The sequence below is a fragment of the Pseudoalteromonas sp. 3D05 genome (genome assembly GCF_002723455.1).
Classification (GTDB): Bacteria; Pseudomonadota; Gammaproteobacteria; order Enterobacterales; family Alteromonadaceae; genus Pseudoalteromonas.
Genome location: NZ_PDUS01000013.1, coordinates 39,431 through 58,197 on the forward strand (window position 1 = coordinate 39,431; position 18,767 = coordinate 58,197).

15 protein-coding genes and 1 tRNA gene are annotated in these 18,767 nt (G+C 40.2%); 10 read left to right on the forward strand and 6 right to left on the reverse strand.

What is annotated here, in order from left to right; translation table 11 throughout:
• Nucleotides 1-43 precede the first annotated feature (43 nt).
• Nucleotides 44-1,555 (reverse strand): leucyl aminopeptidase, encoded by a 1,512-nt coding sequence (gene pepA, locus CSC79_RS13530; RefSeq protein WP_099296295.1) that lies wholly within the window; start codon nt 1,553-1,555, stop codon nt 44-46.
• 414 nt (nt 1,556-1,969) lie between these two features.
• Here pepA and lptF point away from each other — a divergent pair, with 414 nt between their 5' ends.
• Nucleotides 1,970-3,082, forward strand: a complete 1,113-nt coding sequence (gene lptF, locus CSC79_RS13535; protein WP_099296296.1) for an LPS export ABC transporter permease LptF — start codon at nt 1,970-1,972, stop codon at nt 3,080-3,082.
• Nucleotides 3,079-4,146: an LPS export ABC transporter permease LptG gene (lptG, locus tag CSC79_RS13540; RefSeq protein ID WP_099296297.1), complete on the forward strand. Its 1,068-nt coding sequence runs from the start codon at nt 3,079-3,081 to the stop codon at nt 4,144-4,146. Before lptF ends, lptG begins: the two co-directional genes overlap by 4 nt.
• A 37-nt stretch (nt 4,147-4,183) precedes the next feature.
• Here the strand turns inward: lptG and CSC79_RS13545 are convergent, their stop codons facing one another.
• On the reverse strand, nt 4,184-4,678 hold the full coding sequence (locus tag CSC79_RS13545; protein WP_099296298.1) for an RDD family protein: 495 nt from the start codon (nt 4,676-4,678) through the stop codon (nt 4,184-4,186).
• 251 nt (nt 4,679-4,929) lie between these two features.
• On the opposite strand from CSC79_RS13545, the gene CSC79_RS13550 reads away from it, so the two are divergent.
• The 7 genes from CSC79_RS13550 (at nt 4,930) to CSC79_RS13585 (ending at nt 11,810) form a co-directional block, all read left to right on the forward strand.
• Nucleotides 4,930-5,014: transfer RNA gene (locus tag CSC79_RS13550), tRNA-Leu, on the forward strand.
• Nucleotides 5,015-5,477: 463 nt separating this feature from the next.
• Entirely contained in the window at nt 5,478-7,415 is a 1,938-nt protein-coding gene (locus CSC79_RS13555; RefSeq protein ID WP_099296299.1) for a BspA family leucine-rich repeat surface protein, read from the forward strand.
• Between the two features lie 196 nt (nt 7,416-7,611).
• The gene (locus tag CSC79_RS13560) at nt 7,612-8,085 is read left to right on the forward strand and encodes a GNAT family N-acetyltransferase (RefSeq protein ID WP_099296300.1); all 474 of its coding nucleotides are present in this window, start codon (nt 7,612-7,614) and stop codon (nt 8,083-8,085) included.
• 296 nt (nt 8,086-8,381) lie between these two features.
• Nucleotides 8,382-9,377: a fatty acid desaturase gene (locus CSC79_RS13570; RefSeq protein ID WP_099296302.1), complete on the forward strand. Its 996-nt coding sequence runs from the start codon at nt 8,382-8,384 to the stop codon at nt 9,375-9,377.
• Between the two features lie 69 nt (nt 9,378-9,446).
• The gene (locus CSC79_RS13575) at nt 9,447-9,827 is read left to right on the forward strand and encodes a VOC family protein (RefSeq protein ID WP_099296303.1); all 381 of its coding nucleotides are present in this window, start codon (nt 9,447-9,449) and stop codon (nt 9,825-9,827) included.
• A gap of 49 nt (nt 9,828-9,876) precedes the next feature.
• Complete coding sequence (locus CSC79_RS13580; RefSeq protein WP_099296304.1) at nt 9,877-10,128, forward strand: TIGR03643 family protein; 252 nt, start codon at nt 9,877-9,879, stop codon at nt 10,126-10,128.
• A 542-nt stretch (nt 10,129-10,670) separates the two neighbouring features.
• Nucleotides 10,671-11,810, forward strand: coding sequence for a Na/Pi symporter (locus CSC79_RS13585; protein ID WP_099296305.1), 1,140 nt, complete (start codon nt 10,671-10,673; stop codon nt 11,808-11,810).
• Between the two features lie 59 nt (nt 11,811-11,869).
• Here the strand turns inward: CSC79_RS13585 and CSC79_RS13590 are convergent, their stop codons facing one another.
• From CSC79_RS13590 to CSC79_RS13605, 4 genes are all read right to left on the reverse strand, one after another.
• Nucleotides 11,870-13,087, reverse strand: coding sequence for an MFS transporter (locus CSC79_RS13590; protein ID WP_099296306.1), 1,218 nt, complete (start codon nt 13,085-13,087; stop codon nt 11,870-11,872).
• A 262-nt stretch (nt 13,088-13,349) separates the two neighbouring features.
• Entirely contained in the window at nt 13,350-15,404 is a 2,055-nt protein-coding gene (locus CSC79_RS13595) for a TonB-dependent receptor (protein WP_099296307.1), read from the reverse strand.
• A 65-nt stretch (nt 15,405-15,469) separates the two neighbouring features.
• A complete protein-coding gene (gene rhlP / locus CSC79_RS13600) occupies nt 15,470-16,324 on the reverse strand; it encodes a rhombotarget lipoprotein (protein WP_099296308.1) in 855 nt (284 codons plus the stop codon).
• Between the two features lie 66 nt (nt 16,325-16,390).
• Nucleotides 16,391-17,968: an ATP-binding cassette domain-containing protein gene (locus tag CSC79_RS13605; RefSeq protein WP_099296309.1), complete on the reverse strand. Its 1,578-nt coding sequence runs from the start codon at nt 17,966-17,968 to the stop codon at nt 16,391-16,393.
• Between the two features lie 464 nt (nt 17,969-18,432).
• On the opposite strand from CSC79_RS13605, the gene CSC79_RS13610 reads away from it, so the two are divergent.
• Complete coding sequence (locus CSC79_RS13610) at nt 18,433-18,765, forward strand: hypothetical protein (protein ID WP_099296310.1); 333 nt, start codon at nt 18,433-18,435, stop codon at nt 18,763-18,765.
• Nucleotides 18,766-18,767: the final 2 nt, after the last annotated feature.

An 18,767-nucleotide genomic window follows, 5' to 3' on the forward strand; every position in this document is an offset into this window, starting at 1 on the left:
AAAAGGCGCTAAAAGCGCCTTTTAAAATGTAAAAACAATAATCTTAATCTTGTGCGGCTTCGCTTACACCTGCACGATTAAGTAAGTACTGCGTTAACATTGGAACAGGTCGGCCCGTAGCGCCTTTATTTTTGCCGCTACGCCATGCTGTACCAGCCACATCTAAATGTGCCCAGTTATATTTCTTAGTAAATTTAGACAAGAAGCAGGCTGCAGTGATTGTGCCAGCTGCGCGTCCGCCTAAGTTAGTAAAATCAGCAAATGGGCTTTCTAGTTGATCTTGATAATCATCCCACAGCGGTAGCTGCCATGCACGGTCGCCACTTTGCTCAGAGGCTTTTAATAAATCATGAGCAAGTGGATTATGGTTTGATAATAAACCGGTTGCATGTGCGCCAAGTGCAACAATACATGCACCTGTTAGAGTGGCAACATCAATTACTGTTTCTGGCTCAAAACGCTCAACATACGTAAGAGCGTCGCATAGCACTAAACGTCCTTCTGCATCGGTATTAAGCACTTCAACTGTTTGCCCTGACATGGTAGTTAAAATATCACCTGGGCGATACGCATTTGAGCTAGGCATGTTTTCACAGCCTGCTAAAATACCAATCACATTGATAGGTAGTTGCATTTGTGCAAGAGAGCGCATTGCACCAATAACACCCGCTGCACCACCCATGTCGTATTTCATTTCGTCCATACCTTCGCCTGGCTTAAGAGAAATACCGCCAGAGTCAAAGGTAAGGCCTTTACCAACTAGAACGATAGGGGCTTGTTCTTTTGCGCCCCCTTGGTAGTTGATAACTGACATAACCGATTCGTTGTCACTACCACGGCCAACGGCTAAGTATGAGTTCATACCAAGTTCAGCCATTTTATCTTCGCCAATAAGCTCAACGCTTACGTTTTCAAAATTGGCTGCCAGTTCTTGGGCTTGCTCGCCTAAATACGCAGGGTTACAAATATTTGGTGGCATGTTGGCTACGTCTTTACACAATTTACTACCAGCTGCAATTGCTAAACCGTGTTCAATGGCACTTTCACCAATGGTAAGCTCGCGACGCGTTGGCACGTTAAATACAATCTTACGCAGTGGACGACGTGGGTCGCTCTTTTTACTTTTTAATTGGTTAAATGTGTATAAACAGTCTTGCGTTGTTTCAACTGCCTGGCGAACTTTCCAATAAGTATCGCGGCTTTTAACATGTTGCTCAGTTAAAAAGCATACTGCTTCCATCGAACCCGTTTCGTTTAGGGTGTTGATGGTTTTTGAAATAATTTGTTTGTATTGCTTGTCGTCAAGCTCACGCTCTTTACCACATCCAACTAATAAAATTCGTTCACTCAGTACATTTGGCACATGGTGTAATAACAGCACTTGCCCTGGTTTGCCTTCTAGGTCACCACGACGAAGTAAATTAGAGATATAACCATCACTGATTTTATCGAGTTGTTCACCAATGGGGGATAAACGACGTGGCTCATAAACGCCAACTACAATACATGCGCTACGCTGCTTTTCAGGACTACCACTTTTTACGCTAAATTCCATTGTCACTCCTAATTTTGAGTCATAGAACCCTTAATATGGGTAATTAAATAAATTTCTAGTGCTAAGTAATTTAATTGGTTTAATCTTAGTCTAAAAACCTTAACTCATTATGTGTTTTTGAACTTTATACCTTTGACTCGATTAATACCACTAAAGCAGCAATATATCGTGTTGTTAGCTAGGATAAATATACCCAAGCCACTTTAAGATGCAGAATTCAGCGTTTCACAGGGGCTTAATATCAAGGCGTTACTTTGCAACAATGGCACTCCCTTTTAAGAAGTAACAACGACGCTCGCATCTTGAGGTGGTTTGGGTATAATGCTGATGACATATAATAAACAGAGTAAAACGCTAAGTTTACTTAGTTTTCCCGCTATTGAAGTGAAACACGATGTTTAACAGGGGCAAGCATTGCTAATTTTCCGTTATTTGACCACTGAAGTTTTAAAGTCTCAGGTCGCTGTATTTTTAACCCTAATGACCATCTTTTTGTCACAAAAGTTTGTGGTTATTTTAGGGGATGCGTCCGAAGGTGGTATTCCCGCTAAGCTAGTGCTGTCGATGATTGCACTTAAACTTCCACAATTAGCCTCATTAATTTTACCGCTAAGTATTTTTCTTGGGATCATACTTGCTTATAGCCGTATTTACGCTGATAGCGAAATGACCGTACTTAAAGCCTGTGGAGTCAGTGAATGGTATGTTGTTCGTGTTACGCTTATTTCAAGCATTGGTTTGGCAATAATGGCTGGATTTTTAACACTCTATGTAGCTCCTTGGGCCAGCGAACTCGAATACCAATTAAAAGAGCAGGCCAAAGCTGATGCGGGATTGTCTGCATTAAGAGCAGGTCGATTTCAACAAACTGGCAATGAAAAAGCGGTTGTATTTATTCATAATATTGATAACGGCGGGAAAGAACTTAATAAAGTTTTTGTTGCACAATTACCAGACAGTGAAAAAGATAACTTAGCTCGTTTGGTTTATGCACAGCGTGGTGTCGTCGTTGAGCAAGAAAATGGTGAGCAGCAGCTCGTGCTTAGCGAAGGTAAACGTTATGAAACTGATGGCCAAACACCAGCGCTTAACCTAACAGAGTTCGATGGTTACAGTGTGCAAATACGCGAGCAAGAAGTAGAGCATCAGCGTCGTAAGTTAGAAGCTGTGCCAACGATGAATTTAATCTCGATGAATACGCCTGAGGCCGTAGCGCAATGGCAATGGCGTTTAGCAATTCCGCTCTCAATACCATTACTTACATTGCTGGCAGTTCCTTTAAGCGTTGTAAATCCACGACAAGGTAAGTTTGCAAAATTAGTGCCCGCCATCAGTCTGTATTTAGGGTATTTTATACTACTTAATGCTGCAAAATTTGCGGTTGAAGATGGCAAAATACCACCGTCAATTGGTTTGTGGTGGATTCATATTACAGCCCTATTTATAGGTGGGTTTTTAATTATAAAAGGGCGGCCAGTGGGTGCTTGGCTCAAAGCGATTGTTACTAAGCGGGAGTTAGGCGCATGATGAAAACTCTCGATTTATATTTGGGTAGAAGCATTATTCAGACTACCGGCTTTGCGCTTATGGTTTTGGTGGGCATAAGCACCTTAATTAAGTTTATTGAGCAACTTAAATCGGTTGGCCGTGGTAGTTATGATATTGCAACTGCGCTGCTTTACACTGTGTACAGTCTACCCGGTGATTTAGTGGTTTTTTTCCCAATGGCTGCTTTAATAGGTGGTCTCACCGGTTTGGGAGCGCTTGCTTCTAATAGTGAGCTGGTCGTAATGCAGGCGGCGGGTATGTCGCGTTTGCAAATCATCATATCAGTAATGAAGACTGCCGTGTTTATGGCAATTTGCATGATGGCTCTTGGCGAATGGGGCGCACCTGAGGCACAGCAAAAAGCCAAAGAAATACGCAACCAAGCAATTTACGGTGGTGATGTATTTAACGCACAAAAAGGCGTTTGGGCTAAAGATGGTAATAACTTCATCAATATTGAAGATGTTGATCAAAATGGTGTTTTGCACAGTGTTAATATGTATCACTTTGATAATTCATTACAACTGACTGAGATAACTAAAGTACGAGAAGCTGTGAGCAGAAACGATGGCTGGTTATTACGTGATGTAAGTAAGGTACAAATAGGTGAAGAGCAAATTATTACCCAGCAGCTCGATGAAGAATTTTATGAGTCACAACTTACAGCAGAAAAGCTTGGAGTCGTGTCTGTAAAGCCAGAGTCACTGTCGTTTACTGGGCTCTGGTCATACTTAGACTATCTTGAACAGAACGAGCAAGATGTGAGTACGTATGAGCTCGCGCTATGGCGTAAGATTATGCAGCCAGTGTCAATTGCCGTTATGTTATTGGTTGCTTTATCATTTATATTTGGCCCCCTTAGGACTGTGACTATGGGCGCACGTATAGTGATGGGGGTTGTAACCGGAATTGTATTTCACTTAACTAATGAAATCTTTGGTCCAGTAGTGATGGTGTATCAAATACCTGCGATTATAGGCGCAACACTACCGAGTATTATATTTATTGGTTTTGCGACTTATCTGCTAAATAAACGAAATTAAAAAAAGGAGCTAGGTACTAGCTCCTTAAAATACACTGTTAATCTAATGAACGATAAATTCGTTTGTTCTCTTCTTTTGATAATGTCACTACTTCTGTTTTAGCAATATAGTCTTGCAATGCACGTTTATTTTGGAAATCCACTAACACCACCAGGTTACCCAGCCCTAATAATGCGCTTAGGCTACGAATAATAGCTTGTGGCCAACTGATCAGATTACCGTCGCGTGTTTGCACTTTTAAGCGCCATGCGCGCATACCAATTGTTTGACCGCTCTTTGTCCAAAAGTAAGCAAAAAATACAATGTTAACAGCAACAAATAATGCACTGCGCAGACCGTACAGTAGTGGAGAGTCTTGAATTAAAGCGGCAGGGTCTTCGGTTGGCGCGATAACACCCAAAGCAATAAAGCTTTGTATTGCTGCAAAGTATAAAATAGCCGTTAGCATAGACAATGAAATAACGACTAATGAGTCGTAAATTAATGAAGCAAAGCGGCGCCAAAAGCCCGCACTTGGAAAGTCACCAGACATAAATATACTCACAAAGTTGATATGCGCGCTAGTTTAGCAAATAGGGTGACAAATACTAGGACTGCAAAACCGCACAATGTTAATGGTTGCTCAATTGTTAAGCGGTTGTTCACGCTTTTGTAAAAAAGGCTTGCCGCTAAGGCCATTGTTTGTATAATGCTTGGTATAGAGACGAAGACAGCTTTATAAGTCCTAGCTCTAAAGTGGTTTTTCTTTATCTTCTCGTGTTTAGAAGGTTAAAGAAAAATGATGCCAGCGTGATGAAATTGGTAGACATGGGGGATTCAAAATCCCCTTCCGAAAGGAGTGGCGGTTCGAGTCCGCCCGCTGGTACCACTTTTGATAGCCCTGACCAAATTGGTCGGGGTTTTTTTATGCCTATAGGAAAGTGAAATGCGGACTCGAGCGCCACTTAGAGTGGCACTGTTATGAGTTAAAGTCCGCCCGCTGGGTGAGAGTAAACCGAAACGAAGTTTCGCAGTTGCTCGAAGTGAGTTCATGGATGAACGATGGATGCAGCTTCATGGATGAATTATGGTTTCAGGTTTAAAAGTGAAATGCGGACGCGAGCGCCACTTAAAGCAATATTATTAAGATCCAGCATCGTTTTAGCCAGTCTGTATTTTTAACTTTCTCTGACATTGGTTTAAAACATTTATCAGCAAAAGCCTTTTGGTAAATAAATACAGATTACCTATTGTGGGTATAGTAGAATACGCGACCTAACTCTATTTTTAATTTAATAACTTATTTACCCTTACTCAAGACTCGTACATTGGGGCATTTTAAAGGAAAGAAAATGACAACGAATCGCTTATTTAGCTTTAAGCATATTTTTATTTTGTGCATTCTGTTTACATTATCTGCTTGTGGCGGTGGCTCTAGTGGTGCTGAAAAAGCTGATACGGAAACTAATTCAAACCTAGATATAACAGCGCCTGTTATTACTTTAAACGGTTCGCAGGCTATTACACTAAATATAGGCAATAGCTACCAGGAGTATGGTGCGTCTGCCTCAGACGATAAGGATGGTAGCGTAAGTGTTAGCGTGTCAGGCTCTTTGAACCTTAATCAAGCTGGTGTATATACGTTTACATACACTGCGACTGACAGTGCGGGAAACTCTTCAAGTGTTATTAGAACAATTACAGTGGTTGCACCCGATGATACACAAGCGCCGAATATAACGTTGAATGGTGAAAAGTCTATCTCTCTTGAGCTGGGCGAATCATACCAAGAGCTAGGGGCGCAAGCTCAAGATAATGTGGATGGAACAGTCAGTGTCGCTATTTCAGGCGTTGTGGATGAAAGTACACCTGGCGACTATATAATCACATATACTGCAGTCGATTCAGCTAGTAATACGAGTTCAATTACCCGAAAAGTGACGGTACTTGACGCTAAAGACACTGCTCCACCGATGCTTACTCTTATAGGTAAAGGGTATATTAAATTATTTTTAAATGAGGAATACACTGAACAAGGGGCGTCGGCATTTGATGACTTTGACGGTGCAATCAGTACAACAGTATTTGGTGAAGTTGACGTTAATAAAGCAGGTGTATACACAGTTACCTACACAGCAACGGATAAAGCAGGAAACACGGCAAGTATTGAGCGCACTGTTGAGGTGATTATACCTCGTGAATTTATCACAACATGGAAAACGGATAATACACAACTGTTCTCGACAGATGCTAATACAATTAAAATTACAACGAAAGGTGAGGGTTATAATTTCCAGATAGAGTGGGGCGATGGCAATATCGACCGAAATGTTGTCAATACAATTACCCACACATACGACACCAGCGGAACTTATACCATTAAAATAAGTGGTGACTTTCCACGTTTTTACTTTGATGAAACGCAAGCTGATTGGAACAAATTATTAACTGTCGAGCAGTGGGGTGATATTCGTTGGTCGTCGATGGAGCGTGCATTTATAAACTGCTCTAAGCTTGTTATTAATGCCTTAGATACACCTGACTTATCAAACGTAACAAATCTGTCTTATATGTTTTCGTATGCGCAATCGTTTAACCAAGACATAAACGATTGGGATGTTTCTACCATTACAGATATGACAGGTATGTTTCAAGGAGCTATTTTATTTGATCAACCTCTTGAAAGCTGGGATGTGTCTCGTGTCGTAAGAATGGGGCATATGTTTGATGGTGCAACGCGCTTTAATCAAGATATTAGCAATTGGGATACATCGAGCTTAAAAGACATGATACGTATGTTTAATAATGCCAGCCAATTCAACCAACCAATTGGCAGATGGACAGTTGGCGGTGTTTATAGGATGACAGGGCTATTTGCTAATGCAGTGTCGTTTAACCAAGATTTAGGTGATTGGAAAGTTGGGTTTGTATTTTATATGGGCAATATGTTTGATGGTGCATCAGCATTTAATCAAGACATTGGCCGCTGGAATGTGTCCGACGTCGCCTATATGAACAGTATGTTTCGCAATGCGGTTTCATTTGATCAAAACTTAAGTGATTGGGATATTTCTAACCTCAGTGATATGCGTAGCATGTTCGAAGGGATTGCATTGTCAGTTGAAAACTACGATGCCCTACTCAATGGCTGGAGTAAATTATCGGCTCCACCGCTAAAAATTGGTTTTCATGCTGGTAATAGCCAGTATTCTGAAGCTGGAAAGATTGGACGCGATATCTTAACAGATATTCACGAATGGAATATTGCTGATGGAGGATTGCTACAATAGCATTTCACTGGCAAGCTGCGTTGTTTTCAAGTTTAGAACACCGCAGCGCTAGCTTCATGCTGAACACACTTTTGTGCGCTGTTATTTTATGAGCGTATTATACAGCCTGCTGTTTCCCTCAAATAGCAAGCCTTTATAAAAACGTAATACACTTATAAATTAAACTATATAATTACATGATGCAGAGCTTATTCGGTTGGTTAACAAATTAAATAATGCGAACGCTTTAGTCGCTGAGCAAATCCACACTACTTTTCAACGTTCATATAAAATTGAAGCTGAACTAATAGGTACGCTTAACTTTCCACCTTTGCTACGCACAGCTAATAATATAAAAAATTCAATCACACACTTTTATGGCCTGTATGTAGGTGACTCAATCGCAGGTGTTATTGAACTAGAAGTTAAAAATAGTCAATTAGAAATAAATAGCTTAGTGGTTGACCCTGATCACTTTCGCAAAGGTATTGCGAATAGGTTAATGCATTTTGTACTTAATGACTTTTCGAGTACCGCACCAATAAAGCCATCGACTATTGTTGTTGAAACTGCCGTAGTTAACGAACCGGCGATTCAACTATATAAAAAGCATGGCTTTGTTGAGTTTAAACGATGGACCCCTGAGCACGGTATTGAAAAGCTAGCGCTGATTAAAAGTATGACTGCTTAATAATAAGAGGCATAACGTAAGTTAAGCAACGTACAAACTTTTACTTTGTTATGCCATGCATCTACTTCTTGTTCTCTAAAAGCGCAGAGCCTCTTTCTCTTTGTGAATAATTCACTTAATTTTTTGCACAAAGAGAAAGGAATGAGAAGTAAATGAGGATGAACTTGAAGATTAATACCCATTGAAAACACCTTGGGTAAACTAACTGCACTTTTATTTTGCTTCTTCCTCTCGCTATAGCAGCTTTTTATTTATTCGGGTATCATTTGGCCAACGTTGATTTTTAGTTGCTATTTATGACCCCGTTGAGTGCCAAAGAAAATATTCAAGCTATTGTTAAAGTGATTAAAGCGGAAGAAGCCAAACTTCGTCAAAAACATCCGCTATTAGCTCATCAAAATACCTTAGGTATGGCAATTTTATTGCTCTCACTAAGTGCCTTAATAGGTGTTGGCACACTGTATTACCTTGCTATTATACCTGCTTGGTTATGTATTATTTTAGCTGCGATTGCCACCTCAATTTCTCACGAGTTAGAACACGACCTTATCCATAAGCAATACTTTAGTAATAAACCATTTTTGCATAATTTTATGATGTTAACTGTGTGGCTGATGCGGCCTAATACAATCAGCCCGTGGTATCGCCGTAAAATGCATTTACATCATCATAAGGTATCAGGCACTGAGCAAGATTTAGAAGAGCGTTTAGTCGGTAATGGTATTAAAAACCCTTATTTACGTGCTTTGGTGATTGTTGATGGTTTGCTTGGCCTTTTAGTTAATGCAAAGCGTTTTAGTAAAGAAATTAAAGGCTTTAGCTTTTTGAAAGTGTTTAATGCTGGTTTTCCGATAACAACAGCTTACTTTGCCATTTTATACAGCGTTATTGTATTTCACTTAGTGAACTTATTTATGCCACTTGAAGCTAACTCACCGGTTTTATTGTTAGATGTGATGGCGGTGTTTGAGTTTTTAATGGTAGTGTTGATTGTGCCAAATATCGTGCGCTCAAGTTCGTTGAACTTTGTTACGTCATCAATGCATTATTATGGCGGCGTTAATAACATGCTGGAGCAAACGCACGTAATAACCAGTCGTTTATTTGCCCCGTTTAACTTGTTCTGTTTTAACTTTGGACACACTCATACTATTCATCATTTTGTGCCAAATCAGCCGTTCTATTTACGCCAAATGATCAGTAAAAAGGTTCTTGAGGTTATGAAGAAACACGGTGTGCGGTTTAATGACTTTGCCAGTATCAAGCAGGCGAATCGTTATCAATCTTCTTAATACCTAGTTGACCTCAAGTTTTGTTGAGGTTTTAAAGTCGTTACTTAACTTTATATTTAGGTAGCGACTATGAATCTTAATCAAATCACTTTACCTGTCACTGACATCGAAAAAGCCAACGCTTTTTACCTGACTTTGGGCTTTACGCAAATTGTAAAAACACCCCATTACTCGCGCTTTGAATGCGCTAATCACGCTACATTTTCCTTAGTATTAACAAATGGTGTGTTTAGTCATGGGGCAACAATATACTTTGAAAGTAACACACTCACTGAGTGGGTTGAGTTACTAAAAGCGAAAGGTATTAAATTTGATACCGAGATTATTGAACAGCGTTACTTATGGCGAGAGGCTAAACTGACAGATCCATCAGGAAACCTAATTAAGCTGTATTGGGCCGGAGGCAATCGCTTAAATCCACCATGGCGAGTTGATATAAGTGTTCAATAAGGTGAGCTAAAGTAGAAATGACTGCGTATGAACGTAATTTGGGGAAATTATGCAATTTAGTGACAGTGAAACTTCTCGAATTATTGAAATGGCGTGGGAAGATCGTACGCCGTTTGAAGCTATTGAAGACCTTTTTGGTTTAAACCACTCGCAGCTTGTTTCTTTTATGCGCAGCAATGTTTCTAGCGGTTCATTTAAAGTATGGCGCAAGCGACATAGTGGCCGCACAACAAAGCATTTAAAGTTACGTGATCCAGCCATCATGCGAAGCCATTGTAAAACACAATACAAACACCGTTAGTACTGTGTACCAATGGCATTTTTGTTTCGCGCTTCTCAATGACCAAAGAGTAATGCTCTTTCATTGAAGGCGCGTTCTAGTGCGTTATTGCTTTTAACAATAGCGCCACTATTACTAGCGCCTAAATCGCGTTTAATTCCAACGACGCTCGTACCTTCAGGTGGCTTGGGTATATTACCCCTTCCTTTTACCTGTCTGTTGTTTCTATTCTTATATATGGCATTAAACTGCCGACCAATTACAAAGCCTCTTAGATAAAAAAATACAATTTATTTGATAAATAGAATAAAGCGTTGTCAGTTGCTCTGTAAATCAATGTAAAGTTCAATACTGGTGTTAACTTATTGATAATTAAATTTAAAGTTTAATTGGTTAGCGCTGTTTGATCTTGGTTTAGTGTTCTCACTTCATGAATGTTTGTTTTACGAGCGCTTGTTAATTTGAATGAAATATTTCTGTAATATTGGAGTGTTCTAATGCGCCCTGAAACAAAAACGTCATCAAAATGCCACAATCGGCAAGACAACAATTGAGATTTAATCATGAGTGAATCAAAGCAGAACACGCTATTAATTAAAACACTTAACTGGGCAGCCATTGCCTTTTTAGTTTATTTAGTACTGGTTGCCGTAGGTACAGTCAGTGGTGGTTTTAAGTTAGCGTCAGGTGGTACTCAAGGCGCACAAGAAATTTTTGCGTTTGCAACTAACCCGTTTATCGCTTTATTACTAGGTGCTTTAGCAACCGCTTTAGTACAATCGTCTTCTACTGTAACGTCAGTCATCGTTGGACTTGTGGCAGGTGGTTTACCTTTAAGTATTGCTATCCCAATGATAATGGGTGCAAACATTGGTACAACCATAACAAATACTTTGGTATCAATTGGTCATATTCGCTCAAAAGATGAATTTCAGCGTGCATTTGCAGCATCAACAGTTCATGACTTTTTTAACTTGTTCGCGGTTGCTATCTTCTTACCGCTTGAAATCATGTTTGGTTTATTACAAAAGCTTTCAGCCATGTTGTCGCATTTGTTTGTAGGTGACGCTGACTTATCATTAAAGAGCTATAACTTCGTAAAACCTTTAGTGAAACCTGCTGTGGGTGTAATAAAAGACGCATTTAGCTTCTTAGATACAAAAATGTTAGGCGCAGCAATGGTCGTTGCGGGTATCTGTTTAATCTTATTTGCAGTAACAACGTTAGGTAAGCTTCTTAAAAAGGCACTTGTTGGTAAGGCAAAAGATATCTTACATGGCGCGATAGGTCGTGGCCCAGTCGCGGGTATTACATCAGGTGCGGCTGTAACGGTTATGGTGCAATCGTCATCAACAACAACAAGCTTGATGATTCCACTTGCAGGGAGTGGTGTATTTACTACGCGCCAAATTTATCCGTTCACCTTGGGTGCAAATATTGGTACAACTATTACTGCTTTATTAGCTGCAACATCTATAACTGGCCCAATGGCTGAAGTGGCGCTAACTATCGCACTTGTGCATGTTATGTTTAATGTGTTTGCTGTAGCGCTTATTTACGGTATTCCAGTATTGCGTGAGATTCCAATTAAACTAGCTGAGAAGCTGGCTGAGGTAGGCACTAAAAATAAATCGGCAGCACTGGGCTATGTGTTGGGTTCGTTCTTTGTAGTACCTGGTTTAATTGTGTTAGCAGTGCGTTAGACAAATCATATAAATGATAAGAATGCGCTATATGGTTATTCATATAGCGCATTTTTTATTTAAGGGTTTTGTAGTGTGTGCTTCATCGTAATATTGCGGCCCCCGAGATAGCCAAAGATAGCGCAGAGTGCACTTGCTAAAGCACACAACCATAAGGTGGTTGCCCAATTGCCAAAATAACTATGTAATGACCCAGCAATAAGAGGGCCTGCAGCTGCTAGCAAGTAGCCTAAACATTGCGCCATGCCAGACAGTGAAGTTGCTTGATCTGTATCGTGGGTTCGTAAACTAATAAACGACAACCCGAGAATGAAGCAAGCACCTGAGCAAAACCCTAATGTAATAGTCCACAGCGCAGCAAACTCTGGAAAATAAAGTAGTCCAAGTGAGCATGTTGCGGCTATTGATGCTAATAAGCTAGTTAAAATACGTTGATCGTTTAGCTTTGCCAGTAGTGGGATTAATATAATACCAGGGATTGCGGAAGCTATCTGAAATGACCCCTGTAGAGCACCTGCATACTGGTTTGAGTGGCCTGCTTCAAGCAAAATGCTTGGTAACCAGCCAATCATAATGTAGGTAAAAAATGAGTTTAAGCCCAGTAGTAATGTAATCTGCCACGCGAGCGCCTCTTGCCATACTTTGTTGTTATGAACACTCGCCAATAAATCTTTTGTGGGCTTAGTGTGAGACTTTAATTGGGGTAACCAAATAATAATGCTAATTAGAGTGAGTAGCCCATAACAGGCTAGTGCAATTTGCCAACCAATATTTTTATATTCAGCTAAGGGAATAATTAATGCTGAGTAACAGCCACCAAAAATCCCCATTGCCAATACATAAGTAGATGTCATCACTGCCACTTTATGCGGGAAATCACGTTTAATTAAGCTCGGTAGCAGCACATTACCTATCGCAATACCAATTCCAATAATAGCAGTACCTAAATACAGCATTGTGACAGAGTCAATTAACCGTGATGCCAGGCCAAAACCGATTAGAATGAGTGCAATAAATAATGAGCTTTCTAAGCCTTGTTTTTTAGCGAGGTTTGCAGCCACAGGACTGGCCAGTGCGAAAGCAATTAACGGTAGCGTTGTTAGCATACCGGCTTGTGAGGGGGTTAAGCTAAAGCTAAAACTAATATGTTCAAGTACAGGAGCAAGCCCAGTAACAGGAGCACGTAGGTTGGCGGCAATAAAGATAATGCCTAAAATTAAAATAGCAGAAGAAAAAGCACTACGTTTAATGAGAGTCGAATTCAAAATCAAAGTCATCAATAACAAATAGGGGAGGCTATTATAACCACACGGCTTTAGGCTGAGTAATTTAATTGATTAAACGTGACAATCATTAATAGTAGCTTTAACCGTATCGACCTTGGCTATCATGGCCCAATAAGGTGCTAAATGTGGCTTGAATTATGGATTATAAAAAGTCAGCTCGCGTGCTGTTCGAAAGTGCACCTATACTTTAAGTGCACTTGTAAGAGCAATATAAAACCAGTGCTAAAACACGCAAACTAAAAAGGTGTATTTATTACCATGCGTAACTTGCTGAAAACATGAAGTTACGTTCTCTGCCTGGAAAGTAACGGTCTCCACTGAAGCCAGTGTAATCGGCACGTTCTGCGTAGTTGGTGTTGGTTAGGTTGTTAATTCGCGCGGTAAGTTTTAATTGTTTAGAGAGCTGCCATGCACTGCGTAAATTGAGTAAATTATGGCCATCATAGCTGTGAAGATTTTCAGGGTCGGTAAAATAGTCACTAACATGATGCCATTCAATCGAAGCTAATGTGTTATCAGTGATTTGCCAGCTTGCTTGGAAGTTGGCGATATTACGAGGTGCTGTGTCTACGTCATTTCCATTAATGTTTACACCGGATAAAACACGGTCATAGTCATATGTGTGCTGTGCATGGCTTGCTGCAAGGCTAAGCTGTATAGATTGATTAAGCTGATAGTCTAGCTCTAATTCAATACCGCGGTGCTGGGTTTGCCCATCATTAATTGTAAAAAAGTCACTGTCGCGGAAAATGACGTTTTCTTTATCCATAGCGTAGGCAGACACTACATAGTGTAATTGTTGATATTGTCCTTTGAAGCCTAGCTCAAGGTTGTTTGCTGTTTCAGATTTTAAATCAGCCACTTGTTGCTCACGCTGTAACTGATAAAGCTCGGCTGCTTGTGGGGCTCGATAGCCGCGCGAGAGGTTTGCGTAAAAATAGTTATCTGCACTTAGTTGGTAACTCAAGCCCAATTTGGGTGATGTATTGGTGAAGGTATTTTCATCACTGGGTGGGCGAGAGTAACGACATCCCCCAAACCCACATTCGCTGCCATCTTCGGCGGTACGTCCAGTAAACATTTTATTGGTATAGTCGTAATTGAGTCGTTCAAAGCGAGCACCTAGGCTGACATTAAGTTGTTGCCATTGCCAATCAAGACTAATAAATGGCGCAATCAGCGTGCTATTTACGTCGTAATCGTAATGTTTGCCTTGCGGCACTGTCGCAACTAAAAATGCAGAGCCTTGGGTTGGCTTATCTTGATATTGTAGATAGTCAGCACGAGTATATTCGCTGTCTAAGCCTAAATTAACAGTCAGTTCATCCGAGTAGACATGTTGCCAAAGTGACTGTACGCCAAAGCCATTTTGGCTATTTTCTTCAAGCGGTGTACCTGGTAAAAAGTGCTTGAAAAAGGTCATGCTTTGCCTGCGCATATAGGGGGTCAGGGTGATCCTATCTTTTTCGGTTTGCCACTGCGCTTTTGACCAAACTCGAAAAGAACGCGCTTTTCTGAATGCATCAGGGTTAAAGTTTTGCTGAGCTATTTGGTCATCTTTATAGCTTTCAAAGCCAGTTATAAAGCCCGCTGTTTGCTGGTCTAAATGGGTATAACTCAACCCTGTATTAATCGAAAAATCTTCATTTAGATAACGGTGACGTAGGTTGAGTTTTTCTTGATCTACACTTTCATCATCACGGTAACCGGTATCGCGCGTTACACTGGCGTTGATCCCAACCCCTTGATCACCAAGGTCCTTCCCGCTTCGCAGTTTTAAACGGCTGTAACCATAAGAGCCTAAATCAACCCCCAGTAACTGTTCATCGTAAGTGGTATCTGGCGTGATGACATTGATAACACCATGCACAGCATTTGAACCATAAAGGGCTGAACCTGGACCTTTTAAAACCTCAATACGATCTGCCATTTCCGTGTGGGCTTCAAATAACTCGTTAATATTACAAAAACCAGCCGCACGCAGTGGAATGCCATCTTCAGCGGTCAAAATACCGCCACAGGCGCCCGCGCCAGATAGCACTGGGGAGCGCAGTGCAGGCAGGTATTCTTGGCCATTACCATGCTGTAAATTTGCGCCAGCGATTTGTTTTAATACTTGTTCAATGTGGGTGGGGGCAATTAAATCCAGTTCTGCTTGGGTGATGCTGCTGACAACTAAAGGGAGAGGATCGGCATTTACTTGCGAGCGAGATGCTGTTGTCGTGATGCGTTCAATATCGTTTTGGTTTGCAAAAGAATCACATACTGTTGTAAAAGCTAGCGTTAAACCTAGTACTCGAAAAAGCATATAAGCCCTTTATCTAATCTGATTCAAAAGGGCAGAATATAGCCTTTTAGACGAATGCTAAAACTTTAGCGATGAACGACGTTTGATGCATTTTTGCAAAAGCGGGTTTGTTGGCGGTATTTTAAAATTAAACCACCAGCAAGAAGCGCTAATAGCCAAAAAACACTGCCTGAACTCGTGCCATTTTTATGGTTTACGTTTGCTATTTTCTCTTCTTTTACTCGGCTTTTAAATGAGCCAAGTTCAGCATCTAAATTTACTATCATGTCATCCACGGCTAAATTAAAGCTGCTGTTTGATTGATTGTTTAAGGTATCGTCAATACCGACGGCCGTACTACGCTGATCAACCTTATTAATACCCGGTGCGCGAAACAGCATTTTTTTACTTTTCACATCAAAAACAGCGGTATCGACAAACGTTTGAACCGTATTTTCATTACCAGGAATAACATACAAGCCAACAATGGTCAGATACAAAAAGGCGGCATTGTTTTCCAGTGTTTGCGATACTTGGTCGTATGAAACCAATGCCATTATATCTACATCATATAACCGAGATACTTGATCAAGGGTTGTGAACCCCTGACCTCCTTTTAAATAACTACTGGGAATAACCTCAATGCGGTCGATATAGTCGTATTGTAAAAACTGTTTTTTTACTTTTTCAAGCAACGCAATTTCTTCATTACTACGGATACCTGCATCGTTTTGATTGGGAATAAATGCAATACCGACAGTGGCAGGTAAATTAAGCGTTGGTATACTTGGTTGATGAGCTTGACGACTTTGTTCATTAGGATATAGAAAATCCACCAAACTACTAGAGCGTGTTTCTTGATTCGCATTTTGGCTGAGCATAGTACTGCAGCCTGCCAAAGATACGATAACGAATACTAAAATCAGTTCGAGCGTTTTCATATTATTCTCTATTATTATGTGATCCGATGAGTTTGAACAGCAAATGACCAAAAAGTTCTGTCATGGTTACTTAAATGTCAGTGTTGCTGTTATTGTCGTTTGTTTTACAAACACTTCATCATGGCTAACTAAAATAACACTACCAATAAAATCGGCAAGGCTTTTAGCAAGGTGTCGCTTATTATCTAGATCCAAATGGTTGTCGGGTTCATCAAGGAGCAATAAATGACTGCAGGCATTTTGTTTAGCTATCAGCATCGCTAATTGCATTTTCTCACCCCCGCTTAACTGAGCGACCTGACGATAAACGTCGTCCCCTTTGAATCCTTGGTTTGCCAGTACGCTTCGTATTACTTGCTGCTCAAGGCCGCAATGCAGCTGAACTGCATCCATTAAACTTTGTGAGGGAATTAAAAAAGAACATTGTTGATCAATATAAAGTACCTGACTGTTCAGATGAATAGCTGGATTAATACGCGTTTGCGCTGAATCATTTATAGCCTTTAATAGCGTTGATTTGCCAGAGCCATTAGGGCCATCTATATGTAGTTTGTTACCACTGAGTACCTGTAATGTTATGGGGGTGTTGCGGTTTATTTGTGCTGAGCATAGTTTGTCAATGAACAGTAGGCGTTTATTACTGGTCGATTGAGTGAATGTTAGGTTGCTTTCAATCTTGTGGGGTTGTTGTTGCCTAAGGACTTGGTGCTGCTGGGCGAGGGCATTGAGCTTTGTCGATGCTAAGCGCTCATTAGCGCCTTTACGTGCTTGTGCTTTATTTTTATTAAAATCGAGCATGACTTTAGCTTGGCTAGCACTACGGCGGTGCTTATTGCCTTGTGCGGCTCGTTGTTGTGCTTTTTCATGGTTAATTTGAGTTTGTTGTTGATGTTTTTTTTGCTCTTTTGCTAAGTGATTTATTTGTTTTTTCAGCGCGGTTTGCTGTAATTCTTTTTGCTGGCAAAAATGGGTGAAGTTGCCTGTTTCGTAGTGGTAGCCTCGACTGTTCAATTCAATAATAGCATCACTGTGTTCAAGTAACTGGCTGTCATGGCTAACAATAATTACTTGCCCTCTAAATGTATGTAACTGTGATATTAACCACAGCTTTGCTACACGGTCTAAATGATTGCTAGGTTCATCTAAGATTAAAAGATCTGGCTTAGCAGCTAATGCGCAATAGAGTGTTAAGCAACGTTGTTGCCCTGGGCTTAATTGAGTAATTGGGGTGTTGATGGGAGCATTAATACCTATGCTTGATAGCTGTTGCTGGTAATATTGATCACATAACCAATCGTCGCCTACTAACGCAAAGTCCGCTTCAGCAATACTTCCATGTGTAATACGTGCAAGAGCCGCCAGTTTTTTATCTATTCCTAACTGTTGAGCAATGGTGTTTGAGGCGCCTTGTACATAGTGATCACTTAATTGCTGTGATACAAATAAACGTGTGCCATTAAACTCAACATGTCCCGTACTAGGTTGTAGTTGGTTTGCTAAAATATTTACCAAAATTGATTTTCCACTGCCATTAGCACCAATAATCGCGGTGATTTTTTTATTGATTGAAAAGTTAAGCTGTTTAAATTGTACATGGCCATCAGGGTGTTGATAGCTTAAATTATGGATTTGTAATGACTGCATAATGCCTCTGATATGAGCAGGGCATGGCGCGCAAAGCTATGAAACTAACTATGGTTCGTTAAGTCGATAACGAGAAATATGACGAATTTTGCGCCCACTAACCCTGTAAATTCAAATAAATAAAACGAATTTCAACAGATGTTAGTTATTCATCGTAGCGCAAACTCCAATAAGGTAAGTGAGTTAATAATATACAATTATGCTGTGGTTTGTAAGGCTGTTTTTACTATTTTTGTTTTACGGCAATAAGTTTAAAAGTGACACATAACTTGTTACTTCAAGCGTATGTGAGCGCATACTATCATTAAAGGCTTTGTAATTTATTTCATCTTTGGTTCAGGCTTACTTGTTAGTCTTCATTAAATAGTCTCTGTTATAGTCAATTGATGGATTATTTACATTACTTCATAACGTATTCATTAATTATTGCTATTGTTTAAATGAACTAAGTAGGGAGTAAAATTATGAAAGCACTTTTAGCTATGACTATAGTTGGGTTAGCATTAATCAGCAGCCCTGTTTTTGCAAAAAATGATCATCAAAACAAAGGCAAGAGTAAAGGCAAAGGAAGCTTACCACCGGGGTTGCAAAAGAAAGTTGATAATGGTGGTCAATTGCCTCCTGGCTGGCAGAAAAAGCTTCACAAAGGTGATATATTAGATGACTCTATTTATCGTCATGGTCGTGTAGTAAAGCCGATAGACCGTGATGGTCGTATTACTATTGAGGTTGACGATTCCATTATTCATATGGTTCACGATACTCGAGAGATTTTATCAATTTTAAGTCGTTATTAATG

Excerpts from the sequence above, each read along its gene's own strand:
- pepA (WP_099296295.1), bottom strand. The coding sequence starts at position 1,555 with ATGGAATTTAGCGTAAAAAGTGGTAGTCCTGAAAAGCAGCGTAGCGCA.
- lptG (WP_099296297.1), top strand. The coding sequence starts at position 3,079 with ATGATGAAAACTCTCGATTTATATTTGGGTAGAAGCATTATTCAGACT.
- CSC79_RS13545 (WP_099296298.1), bottom strand. The coding sequence starts at position 4,678 with ATGTCTGGTGACTTTCCAAGTGCGGGCTTTTGGCGCCGCTTTGCTTCA.
- CSC79_RS13555 (WP_099296299.1), top strand. The coding sequence starts at position 5,478 with ATGACAACGAATCGCTTATTTAGCTTTAAGCATATTTTTATTTTGTGC.
- CSC79_RS13570 (WP_099296302.1), top strand. The coding sequence starts at position 8,382 with ATGACCCCGTTGAGTGCCAAAGAAAATATTCAAGCTATTGTTAAAGTG.
- CSC79_RS13575 (WP_099296303.1), top strand. The coding sequence starts at position 9,447 with ATGAATCTTAATCAAATCACTTTACCTGTCACTGACATCGAAAAAGCC.
- CSC79_RS13580 (WP_099296304.1), top strand. The coding sequence starts at position 9,877 with ATGCAATTTAGTGACAGTGAAACTTCTCGAATTATTGAAATGGCGTGG.
- CSC79_RS13585 (WP_099296305.1), top strand. The coding sequence starts at position 10,671 with ATGAGTGAATCAAAGCAGAACACGCTATTAATTAAAACACTTAACTGG.
- CSC79_RS13590 (WP_099296306.1), bottom strand. The coding sequence starts at position 13,087 with ATGACTTTGATTTTGAATTCGACTCTCATTAAACGTAGTGCTTTTTCT.
- CSC79_RS13595 (WP_099296307.1), bottom strand. The coding sequence starts at position 15,404 with ATGCTTTTTCGAGTACTAGGTTTAACGCTAGCTTTTACAACAGTATGT.
- rhlP (WP_099296308.1), bottom strand. The coding sequence starts at position 16,324 with ATGAAAACGCTCGAACTGATTTTAGTATTCGTTATCGTATCTTTGGCA.
- CSC79_RS13605 (WP_099296309.1), bottom strand. The coding sequence starts at position 17,968 with ATGCAGTCATTACAAATCCATAATTTAAGCTATCAACACCCTGATGGC.
- CSC79_RS13610 (WP_099296310.1), top strand. The coding sequence starts at position 18,433 with ATGAAAGCACTTTTAGCTATGACTATAGTTGGGTTAGCATTAATCAGC.